Raw genomic sequence first — 14568 nt, 5'->3', positions numbered from 1 at the left:
GCGTCCACCGCAGCGGAAATCAACAATTTTCTGCATTATAGCAAATCCCAAAAAAGAAGGTGACAAACTCTGAAACTTGAGTTTGTCACCTTCTTAAAATAGATGCTAAGAAGTTTTTACGACAGTGCTTTGATAAAGCGTGCTACAGCATCTTCAATAGTTGCTAGAGGACAAGCAACATTCATGCGCAAAAACCCTTCACCTGCAGCACCATATTTTGTACCTGGATCTAGTGCTAGTTTACCTTTTGTTAGTAAACGATCCATTATTTCTTTTTCGGAAAGCCCAGTATCACGATAGTCAATCCATAACAAATAAGTACTTTCAGGCTTAGTAATCTTTAACCCATCTACTTTACTAGTAAGCTGTTCAATTACATAATCCATATTAGAAGAAAGAACTTCTAATAATTCCTCTAACCAGCTTTCCCCGTGATTGTAAGCTGCTTGTAACGCAGCAGTTGAAAATGGATTTAATTCCATTTGGCCATGCATAAGTGCGTGCTCATTCAGTTGTTGTTTTTTATTCTCATCACTTACAACGATTGCAGCAGCTTGAATGCCTGCCAAGTTAAATGTTTTTGTTGGTGCAAAGCATGAAATAATATTATTTTTATCTGGTGCAACAGACATAATCGGAATATGTTTGTTTGGTTTAAAAATTAGATCCGAATGGATTTCATCCGATAAGATAAGGACATTGTATTTCTGACAAAGCTCGGCCATTACCGTTAAATCTTCTTTTGACCACATTTTTCCACCAGGATTATGTGGGTTGCATAAAATGAATACTTTAACGCCAGATTGTAAGCATTTTTCAAATGCTTCTGCATCTAATGCGAAAGATCCTTCTTTTTCAATAAGTCTACAAGTTTCTACAACTCTTCCCATTCTTGTAGGTACATGTGTAAAAGGTGGATAAACAGGAGTATGTATAAGAACTTTGTCTCCTTTGTTTGTGAATGTTTCTATAACAGCAGCAATGGCTGGAATTACACCTTGCTGGAAAATAATCCAATCATTTTCAATCGATAATTGATGTTTCTTTTGTAGCCAGTTAGAAAGAGCCGTTTTTGATTCTTCTGGAACAATCGAATATCCGAAAACGGGATGTTCTAGCCTTCTATGTATAGCCTCAATAACAGCTGATGGTGCAGCAAAATCCATGTCCGCAATCCACATTGGAAGTATATCAGAAGCATCAGGAATAGGATAAATACCTTCCATGTTATCCCATTTAACAGAGTGAGAGTTTCGACGTTCTATGACACTAGTAAAATTAGTCAAAGCAAATTCCCCTTTCAATTTATCATTACTATGTTATTATAACCCTAAAGAATATAAAGTAGTAAGGTGAAAATTAATGGACGCAATCGAAATGAATAAAAAAGCAGTTTGTACACTTCAAGAATGGGACCCATTCGAAATCGGAGTAGGTAGTTATGATGCAGAAGCAGCAGATGTGATAGCTGATTTGCAAATGATCGATCACCCGTCTGAACTGGCGAAAAGTATTCAAAAAATATATGAGCATTCATTTGAACAATGGATTCCCATAGAAAAATGCGTGGAAGTTTCTTATAAATTAATCGCTTTAAAATATGAAATGAAAAGCATTATCTAAAGAAAAAAGCTTTCGGTGTAAAAACCGAAAGCTTTTATGCGTTTTGTAGGCCGTCTAATAAGTTGGATGCAGGTGCTTCAAGTGCATTCGATAATTTAAGAAGAGTCTGTACAGAAGGTACTTCTACCCCTTGTTCATATGCCTCAAGTTTGCCAACACCAATTCTTGTTTTTAAGGAAAGCGTTTCTAATGAAATATTTCGTTCTTCTCTCAATTGACGTAACTGTTCGTGTAAAATTTGTTTCATGAATACATCCATCCTCTCAAAGAAGTCATAAGTATAACTATATTATAGCACAATTGTTTTTAGAACCTTCCTATTCTTCATGTCTAAAAAAGTACTTTTTCAAAAAAGATTGAAACAATACGGAGCAATCCTCCGTTTCACTTGTATAGAGAGAGCGAGGGGGAGCAATGTCAGAACATGAATTAATTGAGCGAGCGCAGCAAGGAGACAAAGCTGCCTATACAGAGCTCATTCAAAAACATCATCGAACAGTAGAAAAATTTGCTTTTCAATGCGGCGTCAAAGTGAATGATATTCCAGATGTAACGCAAGAAGTGTTTGTAAAGCTGTATCGATTTTTGCATCAATTTAAGCGTGAACGATTTACTACTTGGCTTTACAAAGTTACGTTAAATACAACACGAGATTATTACCGAAAAGAAACGCGTGAAAAAGAAAAAGAAGACAAGTTAACTAGTAATGTAGACGGAAACTTTGCGATGAAATCTGCGGAAGATAAAGTACTTATTTTTGAAGAAGATCGAGAATTACATATAGCAATTCAGTTACTCAATGAAAAATATCGCCATCCAATTATTTTATATTATTTTCACGATTTATCTTATGAACAAATTGGCGATGTGCTAAATATCCCTCTTCCAACCGTCAAAACAAGATTACTTCGTGCAAAAGGACAATTAAAAAGCTTACTTTCTACAAACGGAGGTGCAAAGCATGGACGATAAACAACTCGAAGAACGATTAGACTTATTGAAAAGTTCCTACAATCGAGTGCCATCTTCTTTTAATGCAGATGAAGTACTGCAAAAAATAGAAAAAGAAATAGTCCAACCTCCGCCATCAAAGCAAAGCAAAGGAACGACTTGGCAAAAAGTTACTGTGTGGGCTGTCGGAATAGCTAGCTTGTTTGTTGTGGGAATATTAGGTGGCATCTACTTATCAGATGAGCGAGCAAGTCAAGGAGAAGGTCAATTAAATGAAGCGAATAAAGAATTTGTGGAAAAATTGAAAAAAGGCTATCCAATCGAAAGGGAAAAGCGACGGGAAATGCTGAACCTTTCAGAGGAAGAATTTACTCAAATTGAATTCATTCGTTCTGCTGATAGTTCCTTTGAACATATTACTAATCCCAGATACGGTTGGGGTTTTATTAATGCTCCGAACATAGATGCGGAATATGAACAGCAGATAACCCACTTAAAACTTCCTTCTGAAATGGTAAAGGAAGTAGTCGAGCAAGACTCATTAGACAAAGCTGAAACGATTGAGTTTTTAGGAACTTATCATTTGAAAGTAAATTATTTTAAAGAATATGCCAATAAACAGCTGGATGCCTATAAAGATGAATTGTCTGCGTACAAGGTAGATGGAATATTTAATATGAATGAAATACTGGAAAATGAAAGACTGCTTCCAGCAGGTTTTCAAAACTTAAGAAAAAATGCAGAATCACAAGGCTTGAAATTAGAAATAGTCGATGAGGGAATTGATGTCGTATTTCGTTATAATTATGTGCAAAATTTGACTGATTTTTCAAAGAGTTTGGATCCGATTTCAAATGCTTACTTGCTCATGATGGCGTTTGAACCATTTACGTCTATATGGGAATTCATCTATCCGATGGATGAAACTGCAACTACTTTAATGAAAATGGAAGAATATTTTTTAGACGATTATATAACGGCAAATTATCGGGGTTCCATAATGGATACGTATTATACGAGTGTATTTTACTTATTAGTAAAAGGTACGAGAGAAAATCCCGTTTTTGATGACAATGGATTGGTGAAAGAGGAATATCAAAATATGTGGATGAGTATGGCAAATAACGAAGCAATTTCTCCATCTCCGTATTTATTAATTCCAATCGTGAACGAATTTGAGCAAACGGGATGGACTAAATCGGAAGCTTGGGACGATTTTACTTACGCCGCAATTGAAGATGCGCTTCTTCTTGCGAAAAGTGGGGACATGGAGCAGTTCATGCCGGTACCATTGGAGGATATGAGCAAGGGAGTTCTTGTTAATGACGATTTCCAACAGCGTGTCCATGCATTGTACAAATTATTTGCAGGATCGCATGACCAAACCGTGTTAAAAGATGCAACACCCGAAGAAATTGTTGGGTTGTATTACTATTGCATGCAGTTAGGCGATTATGAAACGCAATATGAACTGTATATTAAAGATGAGCAATATCAACGAATTCCGAAAGAAGAATATATGAGTGGACCTCATGAAAAAATATCGGATATTCAGAAGGAATTTTCTTCGTTCCGTTTTGATCAACGTTCGGATAAAGAAGGCTATGTAGTTTTAACCCTGAACCCGGAAAATACACTTTACTCGAACGATCAGGTAGTTGGTTTTGCAGTGATCTATACCGATAATGGTTGGAGGGCCGCATTCATGCCTACACAGTGATTTTTGCTCGCTTCCTTTCTACTATGTTATAATTTAACATGACCATTTAGGTAAATTCGAACATATAGAAAAGTAGAGGTGAGCGGAAATGGGGAAAAGTTATTCAATAGGGGAAATCGTTAGAGGTAAAGTAACTGGCATCCAACCATACGGCGCTTTTGTTAGCTTAGACGAAGAAACACAGGGCCTCGTGCATATTTCTGAAATAACATACGGCTATGTAAAAGAAGTCGGTGAATTTTTAACAGTTGGGCAAGGGGTAGAAGTGAAAGTGCTAGAAATAGACGGAGAAGCAGGGAAAATCAGCTTGTCAATTCGCGAACTACAAGATAAACCTAACAATCCGAAAAAAGATGAAAAACCAAGAAAATCACTTCAAGCACGTGTAGATGAACATGATGAAGAAGGATTTAACACATTAAAAGAAAAACTAGCAGGATGGATTCAGCAATCTATCCAATAAGAAAAACGGAAGCCTAAGATTTCTTAGTTGCTTCCGTTTTTCATTTTTCGAAGTCGATACTGTAAATTTTGGCGACTCATACCGAGCGCTTCTGCTGCTTTTGTAATATTACCATCGTATTTGTCCATCGCTTTTTGTAAATAATATGTTTCAGCTTCTCTTAAGTAGGCATCTAACGGGAGCATATCTTTCTCTAACGATACAACAAAGTCTTCTGCTTTTTTAGATGTTTCATTAAAATCTTGCACTTTCAATTTGAAATGGAGTGGAAGCATGCCAAATTGTAACGTTTTTTCCATTGTGATCATCGAGCTTATTTCATCAAGCAATAACTCAAGCTCTTTCAAGTTTCCAGGCCATTCATATGTTAAAAAGGCTTGGATGACCTCATCTTCAATTTCCTCAATCGTTGACCCATAACGATTCAAATAACGATTAAAATAGTCATTCACAAAAGGTAAAATATCTTCTGTTCGATCGCGCAGTGGCGGGATATTGATGACAATAGATGCAAAATAATAATACAATTCTTTGCTTAATTTGTTGTCAGATATTAAATCCACAGGATCTACACCTATACTGGCGATAAACAAATTATTTTCTCCTGTGTTGGAAGTTAAAATATGTAAAAGCTGATTTTGTAAATCGATGGATAATAAATCGATTCTTTCACAAAATATTGTACAGTTGGACATATTCTTTAGTTCATTTTGAAATTTATTGATTAAATGACTGTCAGAGCTATGGCAATAAAGGGAAATGAATTGTTTGTTTGAAGGAGCAAGTTGATGATGAATTCCTTCTGCTATCAAATCTTTACCTGTTCCAGCTTCTCCAATTAATAATAATGGCATTCGCACATGGGCAGCTTTTGCAGAGCGAGCCAGAACTTCTTGCATGGACGACGAAACTGCTGTAATCGTAGAAAGTGTAATTGGTTCATTATATCGTTTCAAAGGCTGATAAATCAGTCGTTCTAATGCTGTAATATCTCGTGCAAATTCGATTGCACCAATAAGTATATTGTTTTTCCATACAGGGTATGTGTCGTTTATCGTCGTTATTTCCTGTCCATTTCTATTCCAATACGTTTGTTTCATACGCAAAACGGCTTCTCCACTATGAAGTACTTTGAGGAGGGTACTTTCTTGTTGTTCGAATTGAAACAATTCCAGAATAGAACGGTCGACGATGTCTACAGAGTTTAATCCTTCGATTTCTTTCATTTTTTCATTGTAAATAACGGTTTTTCCTGATGGATCAACTGCGTGAATGCCGATTGCTACTCGTTCTGTTGCGAAGTCATAAAAGGGGAGGAGCTTATCTATTTTGCTGTTCATTTTAACTCACCTCAAAATTATTTTTCGTTTTTAGAATTTAATACTTGAAATATGCAACAATCTTTTGCATTATTATATATGTAAACGATTTAAAAGAGCAAATAATTTTTGCACTAACAATCAAAAGGAGGATTTACATGATACCTTATAAACATGAAGCATTTACAGACTTCTCAACAGAAGCGAATAAAAAAGCAATTAAAGAAGGCTATAAAGTAGTAGAAGCATACCTAGGTGAAGAATATCCATTAATCGTAGGTGGAGAAAGAATTACAACTGAAAGCAAAATTGTTTCTTACAACCCAGCAAACAAAGAGCAAGTTGTAGGTTCAGTATCTAAAGCGTCAAAAGAAATCGCAGCAAAAGCAATGGATATTGCAGACGCAGCATTCAGCACTTGGAAAAAAGTGAAACCAGAAGTTCGTGCAGACGTTCTTTTCAAAGCAGCAGCAATTATGCGCCGTCGTAAATTTGAATTCTCTGCATTACTTTCTAAAGAAGCAGGTAAAACTTGGGTTGAGGCTGATGTAGAAGCTGCAGAAGCAATCGACTTCCTTGAATACTATGGTCGTCAAATGCTTCGTTTGAAAGATGGCCAACCAGTAGAAAGCCGTCCAGGCGAATACAATCGTTATGACTATATTCCACTAGGAGTAGCAGTTGTTATTTCTCCATGGAACTTCCCATTTGCAATTATGGCTGGTACAACAGTTGCAGCAATGGTAGCAGGTAATACAGTATTACTTAAACCAGCTTCAACTACACCAGTTGTTGCTTACAAATTCGTTGAAATTTTAGAAGAAGCGGGAATGCCTGCTGGTGTTGTTAACTTCATCCCTGGTTCAGGTGCTGAAATTGGTGACTATTTAGTAGAACACCCACGCACTCGTCTAATCAGCTTCACAGGTTCTCGTGATGTTGGTTTAGGAATTGTTGAAAAATCTTCTAGATTATCTAAAGGTCAAATTTGGATTAAACGCACGATTTTAGAAATGGGCGGTAAAGATACAATCGTTGTAGATAAAGAAGCAGATTTAGAATTAGCTGCTCAATCTATCGTAAAATCAGCATTTGGATTTAGCGGACAAAAATGTTCAGCTTGTTCACGCGCTGTAATCGTTGAAGATGTATACGATCAAGTAGTTGCTCGCGTTGAAGAGTTAACAAATGCATTAACAGTTGGTGTTCCGGATAACGACGAGCATTTCGTAGGTCCAGTTATCGACAGCGCTGCTTTCAATAAAATTATGGAATACATTGAAATTGGTAAAGGAGAAGGCCGTCTAGTAAATGGTGGTACTGGTGATGATTCACAAGGATACTTCATCCAACCAACAGTTATTGCTGATCTTTCACCAACAGCACGTATTATGCAAGAAGAAATCTTTGGTCCAGTTGTAGGAATTACAAAAGCTAAAGATTTCAAAGAAGCAATCGAAATTGCAAACAACACGGAATACGGCTTAACTGGAGCAGTTATTACAAATAACCGTATGAACCAAGAAATGGCTCGTGAAGAATTCCATGTTGGTAACCTTTACTTTAACCGTGGATGTACTGGAGCAATCGTTGGATACCAACCATTTGGTGGATTTAACATGTCAGGTACAGATTCAAAAGCCGGTGGACCAGATTATATCGGTCTTCATCTACAAGCTAAAACAACTTCTGAAATGTTGTAATACCCATAGGCAGGCCCATCAATTGATGCGTCTGCCTATTCCAAAATAAGGGGGAAATGATGATGACAGTTTCACAACAAGTAATCGAACAAACGGATAAGTACGGTGCAAATAACTACCATCCACTACCGATTGTAATTTCTGAGGCAGAAGGTGTATGGGTAAAAGATCCAGAAGGCAATAAATTCATGGATATGCTTTCTGCCTATTCAGCGGTAAACCAAGGCCATCGCCACCCAGTAATTATCCAAGCTCTAAAAGATCAAGCGGATAAAGTAACGTTAACATCTCGTGCATTCCATAACGATCAATTAGGTCCATGGTATAAAAAAATAACTGAAATTTCGGGTAAAGAAATGGTACTTCCTATGAACACAGGAGCAGAAGCAGTAGAAACAGCATTTAAAGCTGCTCGTAGATGGGCATACGATGTAAAAGGCGTTCAAGAAGATCAAGCGGAAATTATTGCATGTAATGGAAACTTCCATGGTCGTACAATGACTGCTGTATCTTTATCTTCAGATCCGGAATACAAACGTGGATTCGGCCCAATGCTTCCTGGTATTAATCTAATTCCTTATGGTGATTTAGAAGCTTTAAAAGCAGCGATTACTCCAAATACTGCTGCATTTTTAATCGAACCAATTCAAGGAGAAGCAGGTATTATTATTCCTCCAGCAGGATTTATGAAAGCTGCTCGTGAATTATGTCGTGAAAATAATGTATTATTCATCGCAGATGAAATCCAAGCAGGACTTTGCCGTACTGGTAAAATGTTTGCTTGTGAGTGGGAAGACATTAATCCTGACATGTATATTTTAGGAAAAGCACTTGGAGGCGGAGTATTCCCAATTTCTTGTGTAGTAGCCGATCGTGATGTATTAGGCGTATTCAACCCAGGTTCTCACGGTTCTACATTCGGTGGTAATCCAATGGCATGTGCAGTATCTATTGCATCTCTTGATGTTTTATTGGATGAAAAATTAGCTGAACGTTCACTTGAACAAGGAAATTATTTCATGGATGCATTAAAAGAAATTCAACATCCTTCTATTAAAGAAGTTCGCGGACGCGGATTATTTATCGGAATGGAGTTAACAGAATCGGCTCGTCCATACTGTGAAGCACTAAAAGAATTAGGTTTATTATGTAAAGAAACGCATGATACGGTAATTCGTTTTGCACCACCACTAGTTATTTCAAAAGAAGAACTAGATTGGGCAATTGAAAAAATTAAAAAAGTATTCACAAAATAATATTTCATAGACAAAATACGACGAATATATGTTACAATTATCCCGAAGAAATCATTATGAATTAAAGAGGCGAAACAATCAAATGGCTGAAAATTTAAACCTGTTCACATCAACTCAGGCTGTTATTAAAGAGGCTCTGAACAAATTAGGTTATGATGAAGCAATGTACGAATTGTTAAAAGAACCACTACGCATGATGGAAGTAAGAATTCCTGTAAGAATGGACGACAATTCCGTAAAAGTTTTCACTGGATACCGTGCTCAGCATAACGATGCTGTTGGACCAACTAAAGGTGGAGTTCGTTTTCACCCTGGTGTAACGCAAGAAGAAATGAAAGCACTTTCTATGTGGATGACTCTAAAAGCTGGTATTGTAGATTTACCTTACGGCGGAGGTAAAGGTGGAGTAACTTGTGATCCACGTGAAATGTCAATGGGAGAAATTGAACGCTTAAGTCGTGGCTATGTTCGAGCAATTGGTCAGATTGTTGGACCAACAAAAGATATTCCAGCTCCAGATGTATTCACAAATGCGCAAATTATGGCATGGATGATGGATGAATATAGTCGTATGGACCAATTCAACTCACCTGGATTTATCACTGGTAAACCTCTAGTACTTGGTGGTTCGCAAGGTCGTGACCGCGCAACTGCACAAGGTGTTACGATTATCATTAACGAAGCTGCGAAAAAACGCGGTATTGATATGAATGATGCACGTATTGTAATTCAAGGTTTCGGAAACGCAGGTAGTTTCTTAGCGAAATTCTTGAGTGATCAAGGTGCTAAAGTTATTGGTATTTCAGATGCATACGGCGCTTTACACGATCCGAATGGTTTAGATATTGATTATCTATTAGATCGTCGCGACAGCTTTGGAACAGTAACCACTTTATTCGAAAATACGATTTCAAACCAAGATTTATTAGAATTAGATTGTGATATTCTTGTTCCAGCAGCTATTGAAAATCAAATTACTGCTGACAATGCTCACAATGTAAAAGCTAGTATTGTAGTAGAAGCGGCTAATGGTCCAACTACTGCAGAAGCTACTAGAATACTATACGAAAGAGGTATTCTACTAGTTCCAGACGTACTTGCAAGTGCGGGCGGAGTAACGGTTTCATACTTCGAATGGGTTCAAAATAACCAAGGTTATTACTGGTCAGAAGAAGAAGTAAATGAAAAATTAATTAAAAAAATGGTTGAAGCGTTTGAAAATATATATGATGTAGCAACAACTCGCAATATTGATATGCGTTTAGCTGCTTACATGGTTGGTGTACGTAGAACTGCAGAAGCTTCACGCTTCCGTGGCTGGGTATAATGAATAAATGGACCGCTTGTTTTTTACAAGCGGTTTTTATTATCTTAACAATAGTATTGTAAGAGGAGGAACTACAGATGAACGCATTTTCATTTTATAATCCAGTTAAACTAATTTTTGGTAAAAACCAATTAGAAAAAATAAAAGAGGAACTTCCAAAGTACGGAAAAAAAGTGCTAGTTGTATATGGTGGAGGTAGTATTAAAAGAAACGGTCTATACGACCAAGTTATGTCTCTTTTAAATGAGATGAATATGGAAGTATTTGAATTAGAGGGTGTAGAGCCGAATCCAAGATTGTCTACAGCTCAAAAAGGGGCGGACCTTTGTAAAAAAGAAGGTATTGAAGTTGTACTAGCGGTTGGAGGCGGTTCTGTAATTGATTGTACAAAACTGATTGTCACTGCTGCAAAATATGATGGGGACGCATGGGATTTAGTTACTCGCAAAGCATTTCCAAAAGATGCACTGCCATTCGGTACTGTGCTAACTTTAGCAGCGACAGGATCTGAGATGAATGCAGGTTCTGTTATTACGAATGAAGTAACGCAAGAAAAATACGGATGGGGAAGCCCGTTTAACTTTCCGAAGTTCTCTATTTTAGATCCAGTAAATACTTTTACTGTCCCACTTGATCAAACGGTTTATGGCATTGTTGATATGATGTCTCATATGTTTGAGCAATATTATCATAATGCAACAAATACACCAGTTCAAGATGAAATGATAGAAGGTGTACTTCGTGCGGTTATCGAAGCAGGTCCGAAACTTATAAAAGATTTGGAAAACTTTGAGTTACGTGAAACGATTTTATTTGCAGGAACGATGGGATTGAATAACTTTTTACAAATGGGATATAACGGAGACTGGGCTAGTCATGATATAGAGCACGCTGTCTCGGCAGTGTATGATATTCCTCATGCGGGGGGTCTTGCAATTATTTTCCCGAGATGGATGCGTCATAATGTGAAAGTTAACCCTGCTCGCTTTGCTAAAATGGCTACGAAAGTATTCGGAGTAAACCCTTTAGACAAATCGACTGAAGCAGTTGCTTATGAAGGAATCGAGCGATTAGCAGAGTTTTGGGCATCTTTAGGTGCACCTACAACGCTTGCGGATTATGATATAGACAACTCGAAAATGGATTTAATGGTAGAAAAAGCGATGGCTCTTGGGGAATTAGGTAGTTTTAATAAGTTGAATGAAGCGGATGTAAAAGCTATATTGACAGCTTGTCTGTAAAAAAAACACATAATTGAGCTATGCTCAATTATGTGTTTTTAATATTGTGTGCTGATCTTTATGGTGCGTCCACTCACGAATACCATCATCTTCATCAAATGCGATAATAATATCCGTTACACCAGGTTGATTGAGAATGATGTCTTTCAAAACATCGTGAATATCGTCTACTTCGGCAAAGGATAGAGTTGCATCAACTTCAGCTACTAGCTTTACATGTAAAAACTCACCTTCTTTTAACACTTCTAGCTCTTGAATATCCTTTACATGTGGATTTTCTGAGACGATATGTGCTATATGGACAAGCATTTGTTCATCTGTTTCTCCAAGAGCTCCTCTTGCATTATCAAGGAACACTTTCCCTACTACATAAAACATCATCACACCAATCATAATAGAAGCAATTCCTTCTGCTTGTAAAAAACCTGTGAAATGCGAGATTAATACTGCAATAAATGCAAGAATTCCACCTGAAGTTGCTACTAAATCTTCCATAAATACTAATTTAGTTGCTGGTTTTGCACGATTTAAATGGGCGAAGCTAGTAGTAAGGGGAGATAATAATGTTCCTTTAATGCCAACTTCGTGTAAAATTTCTTTTCCTGCTTTATATAAAACGGCAAATTCTAAAATAATACTTATACCTAGAACAGCTAAACTTATTGCGACACCTGAAGAAGCTGCGGGATGTTGAATATGATGCCATCCTTCTTTTATTGTTTCGTAAGAAAGGATACCTACTAGTATGACTGCTCCTAAACAAACAAGATTAACGAGTCGCCCAAATCCATTGGGAAACTTTGGTGTTGGAGCCTTTTTTGATAATGCCGAACCGATAAATACGAAGAATTGATTTGCTGCGTCGCCTATAGAGTGCATCATTTCAGCGAACATTGCTACGTTACCAGTAAAAAAGAACGCACCAGCTTTTAGTATAGCTATAATTGTATTAACAATTGCTGCAGTTAAGGAAGGTTTATTCCCGCCTTTTAATAGTTTGACAAACTCACTCATATAGTTACTCCTTTTGTTAGATAGATTCTACTTCTATTCGTTCAATAAAGTCTTTTTGTTTCACCATTTGATAAAATTCTACTGTACTCTTTTTCGTAATGATTGATAAACGCATTTCCATCTCATGTTTAGTAGTTGTATTGTTTATAAGAATATCTTTAATACGAATACTTTCTATATATAGTTCGTTTTCGTTTAGGTAATCATACATTTTTGAAATACTTTCTGTATCAGAGACAAGTACTTTCAAAAATAACTCTTTTGATCGTAATCTTTTCGGACCGAATTTTGTCATAATGGGAGGAATGATTTCTATGCCTATTAAAACAATACAAACAGTCAGAGCAGCCTCAATATAAAAACCTGCTCCTACTGCAATCCCTATTCCACCAGCTCCCCATATCATTGCAGCTGTTGTTAGTCCTGTAATGCTGTCATTTCCTTTTCGTAAAATAACCCCTGCACCTAAAAAACCGATACCAGTAACAATTTGCGCTGCAAGACGGAGAGGGTCCATTGTTATATTAATGCTATCTCTTGCAGGAGTCGTATAAGCAGATTCAATGGAAATATACGTTAATAAACAACTAAAAGTTGCGATGACAATACTTGTTTTCAAACCTACTGGCTTTTTCTTTAATTCCCGTTCAATACCTATGATTAAACTAAGTAGTGCAGCAAAACATAATTTGATGATGACTTCGGTATTTCCCATATGTTCTTGGAGCCATTCCATTTCTTATTCCCTCTCCTCCATTTAAGGCGTATAATGATATGTATGCAAAAAATAATATATTAGATATAGAATACATTAAATTTTTACTTATAAACATTTTTATTATGAAGGTAGAGTGTTACGAATGGATAAGCCAAAAATCAACCCTTATATTCCGATAGTTATTGGAGTAATTTCTGTTTCAATATCAGCAATACTTGTAAAGTTAGCATCTGCAGAGTCTGGAGTCATTGCATTTTATCGTATGTTTTTCTCTGTTTTAATTATGTCGCCGCTATTTTTTATGAAATATAAAAATGAAATTAAAATAATGAGTCGTCGGGACTGGACTTTCTCTGTTATTGCAGGTGTATTTCTTTCGTTCCATTTTATCCTTTGGTTCGAGTCGCTTAATTATACATCCGTTGCAAGTTCTACAGTTTTAGTTACATTGCAACCAATCTTTGCATTTGTAGGTACGTTTTTGTTTTTTAAAGAAAAAATTTCACTGAAAACATTGTTAGCAGGTTTTATCGCTATTATAGGAAGCTTTATCATTAGTTGGGGAGATTTTAAAATAAGTGGATCTGCTTTATATGGAGATATCCTTGCATTAATTGCTTGTGCACTCGTAACTGCTTATTTACTATTTGGCCAAGATGTCCGTAAAAGGCTTTCACTTATTACGTATACATATGTTGTTTATAGTATTAGTTCGATTACATTATTCTTTTATGTTCTTATTAAAGGAGAGTCATTCGTTGGTCATCCTTCTATAGATTGGTTATGGTTTTTATTACTAGCAATAATACCGAATTTATTAGGACATACTTTATTTAACTGGTCTTTGAAATATGTAAGTACAAATGCGCTGTCGATTGCGATCTTATTTGAACCAATTGGAGCGGCTATTCTTGCGTTCTATGTTTTTAATGAAGTTGTTACTTCACTTCAAGTACTTGGTGGAATCGTTGTTATATTAGGGATTATGCTGTTTGTTATCGATGGAAAGTTAGTACTTAGAATCTTTTTTAAGAAAAAGGCTTGATTTATTGATTAAAAGCATGTATATTAAATCTTGTCCTTCGGAACGACAATCAAACAATTTGAAAGATTCAAAAAAAGTGTTTGACAAGAAAATCGAAAGAAGCTATAATAATAAAGTCGTCAAAACGAGATGGCAACATGAACATTGAAAACTGAACATGCAAAACGTTAAGAAATATAGTTAGAAAG

Annotated in this window: 14 protein-coding genes; 9 read left to right on the top strand and 5 right to left on the bottom strand. The window is 36.4% G+C overall.

What is annotated here, in order from left to right:
* Positions 1 to 116: 116 nt before the first annotated feature.
* Positions 117 to 1286 (bottom strand): MalY/PatB family protein, encoded by a 1170-nt coding sequence (locus RUH95_RS19430; RefSeq protein ID WP_313894562.1) that lies wholly within the window; start codon positions 1284 to 1286, stop codon positions 117 to 119.
* Positions 1287 to 1362: 76 nt separating this feature from the next.
* Here RUH95_RS19430 and RUH95_RS19425 point away from each other — a divergent pair, with 76 nt between their 5' ends.
* A complete protein-coding gene (locus RUH95_RS19425) occupies positions 1363 to 1623 on the top strand; it encodes a DUF1871 family protein (RefSeq protein ID WP_313894561.1) in 261 nt (86 codons plus the stop codon).
* A 34-nt stretch (positions 1624 to 1657) separates the two neighbouring features.
* Here RUH95_RS19425 and RUH95_RS19420 read toward each other — a convergent pair whose 3' ends face one another.
* Complete coding sequence (locus RUH95_RS19420) at positions 1658 to 1870, bottom strand: helix-turn-helix domain-containing protein (RefSeq protein ID WP_313894560.1); 213 nt, start codon at positions 1868 to 1870, stop codon at positions 1658 to 1660.
* Positions 1871 to 2037: 167 nt separating this feature from the next.
* On the opposite strand from RUH95_RS19420, the gene RUH95_RS19415 reads away from it, so the two are divergent.
* From RUH95_RS19415 to yugI, 3 genes are all read left to right on the top strand, one after another.
* Entirely contained in the window at positions 2038 to 2595 is a 558-nt protein-coding gene (locus RUH95_RS19415) for an RNA polymerase sigma factor (protein WP_313894559.1), read from the top strand.
* The gene (locus tag RUH95_RS19410) at positions 2585 to 4294 is read left to right on the top strand and encodes a hypothetical protein (RefSeq protein WP_313894558.1); all 1710 of its coding nucleotides are present in this window, start codon (positions 2585 to 2587) and stop codon (positions 4292 to 4294) included. The genes RUH95_RS19415 and RUH95_RS19410 overlap by 11 nt, the downstream gene beginning before the upstream one ends.
* An 88-nt stretch (positions 4295 to 4382) precedes the next feature.
* Positions 4383 to 4757, top strand: coding sequence for a S1 domain-containing post-transcriptional regulator GSP13 (yugI, locus tag RUH95_RS19405; protein WP_313894557.1), 375 nt, complete (start codon positions 4383 to 4385; stop codon positions 4755 to 4757).
* Between the two features lie 23 nt (positions 4758 to 4780).
* Here yugI and RUH95_RS19400 read toward each other — a convergent pair whose 3' ends face one another.
* Positions 4781 to 6097 carry an AAA-type ATPase lid domain-containing protein gene (locus RUH95_RS19400; protein WP_313894556.1) on the bottom strand — a complete coding sequence of 439 codons (1317 nt, stop codon included), beginning with the start codon at positions 6095 to 6097 and terminating at the stop codon, positions 4781 to 4783.
* 137 nt (positions 6098 to 6234) lie between these two features.
* Between RUH95_RS19400 and pruA the strand changes: the two genes are divergently transcribed.
* From pruA to RUH95_RS19380, 4 genes are all read left to right on the top strand, one after another.
* Positions 6235 to 7779 (top strand): L-glutamate gamma-semialdehyde dehydrogenase, encoded by a 1545-nt coding sequence (pruA, locus tag RUH95_RS19395; protein ID WP_313894555.1) that lies wholly within the window; start codon positions 6235 to 6237, stop codon positions 7777 to 7779.
* A gap of 62 nt (positions 7780 to 7841) precedes the next feature.
* The gene (locus RUH95_RS19390) at positions 7842 to 9035 is read left to right on the top strand and encodes an ornithine--oxo-acid transaminase (protein ID WP_313894554.1); all 1194 of its coding nucleotides are present in this window, start codon (positions 7842 to 7844) and stop codon (positions 9033 to 9035) included.
* A gap of 82 nt (positions 9036 to 9117) precedes the next feature.
* A complete protein-coding gene (locus RUH95_RS19385) occupies positions 9118 to 10362 on the top strand; it encodes a Glu/Leu/Phe/Val family dehydrogenase (RefSeq protein ID WP_313894553.1) in 1245 nt (414 codons plus the stop codon).
* A 77-nt stretch (positions 10363 to 10439) separates the two neighbouring features.
* Positions 10440 to 11603: an iron-containing alcohol dehydrogenase gene (locus RUH95_RS19380; RefSeq protein ID WP_313894552.1), complete on the top strand. Its 1164-nt coding sequence runs from the start codon at positions 10440 to 10442 to the stop codon at positions 11601 to 11603.
* 24 nt (positions 11604 to 11627) lie between these two features.
* Here RUH95_RS19380 and RUH95_RS19375 read toward each other — a convergent pair whose 3' ends face one another.
* A complete protein-coding gene (locus tag RUH95_RS19375) occupies positions 11628 to 12617 on the bottom strand; it encodes a cation diffusion facilitator family transporter (RefSeq protein ID WP_313894551.1) in 990 nt (329 codons plus the stop codon).
* A 16-nt stretch (positions 12618 to 12633) separates the two neighbouring features.
* Positions 12634 to 13353 carry an MgtC/SapB family protein gene (locus RUH95_RS19370; protein WP_313894550.1) on the bottom strand — a complete coding sequence of 240 codons (720 nt, stop codon included), beginning with the start codon at positions 13351 to 13353 and terminating at the stop codon, positions 12634 to 12636.
* 124 nt (positions 13354 to 13477) lie between these two features.
* Between RUH95_RS19370 and RUH95_RS19365 the strand changes: the two genes are divergently transcribed.
* Positions 13478 to 14380, top strand: a complete 903-nt coding sequence (locus RUH95_RS19365; protein WP_313894549.1) for a DMT family transporter — start codon at positions 13478 to 13480, stop codon at positions 14378 to 14380.
* The last annotated feature ends 188 nt before the right edge of the window (positions 14381 to 14568 follow it).

Source organism: Psychrobacillus sp. (genome assembly GCF_032154225.1).
Classification (GTDB): Bacteria; Bacillota; Bacilli; order Bacillales_A; family Planococcaceae; genus Psychrobacillus.
This window is presented reverse-complemented; position numbering and strand designations above follow the sequence as displayed.

Excerpts from the sequence above, each read along its gene's own strand:
- RUH95_RS19425 (WP_313894561.1), top strand. The coding sequence starts at position 1,363 with ATGGACGCAATCGAAATGAATAAAAAAGCAGTTTGTACACTTCAAGAA.
- RUH95_RS19420 (WP_313894560.1), bottom strand. The coding sequence starts at position 1,870 with ATGAAACAAATTTTACACGAACAGTTACGTCAATTGAGAGAAGAACGA.
- RUH95_RS19415 (WP_313894559.1), top strand. The coding sequence starts at position 2,038 with ATGTCAGAACATGAATTAATTGAGCGAGCGCAGCAAGGAGACAAAGCT.
- RUH95_RS19410 (WP_313894558.1), top strand. The coding sequence starts at position 2,585 with ATGGACGATAAACAACTCGAAGAACGATTAGACTTATTGAAAAGTTCC.
- yugI (WP_313894557.1), top strand. The coding sequence starts at position 4,383 with ATGGGGAAAAGTTATTCAATAGGGGAAATCGTTAGAGGTAAAGTAACT.
- RUH95_RS19400 (WP_313894556.1), bottom strand. The coding sequence starts at position 6,097 with ATGAACAGCAAAATAGATAAGCTCCTCCCCTTTTATGACTTCGCAACA.
- pruA (WP_313894555.1), top strand. The coding sequence starts at position 6,235 with ATGATACCTTATAAACATGAAGCATTTACAGACTTCTCAACAGAAGCG.
- RUH95_RS19390 (WP_313894554.1), top strand. The coding sequence starts at position 7,842 with ATGACAGTTTCACAACAAGTAATCGAACAAACGGATAAGTACGGTGCA.
- RUH95_RS19385 (WP_313894553.1), top strand. The coding sequence starts at position 9,118 with ATGGCTGAAAATTTAAACCTGTTCACATCAACTCAGGCTGTTATTAAA.
- RUH95_RS19380 (WP_313894552.1), top strand. The coding sequence starts at position 10,440 with ATGAACGCATTTTCATTTTATAATCCAGTTAAACTAATTTTTGGTAAA.
- RUH95_RS19375 (WP_313894551.1), bottom strand. The coding sequence starts at position 12,617 with ATGAGTGAGTTTGTCAAACTATTAAAAGGCGGGAATAAACCTTCCTTA.
- RUH95_RS19370 (WP_313894550.1), bottom strand. The coding sequence starts at position 13,353 with ATGGAATGGCTCCAAGAACATATGGGAAATACCGAAGTCATCATCAAA.
- RUH95_RS19365 (WP_313894549.1), top strand. The coding sequence starts at position 13,478 with ATGGATAAGCCAAAAATCAACCCTTATATTCCGATAGTTATTGGAGTA.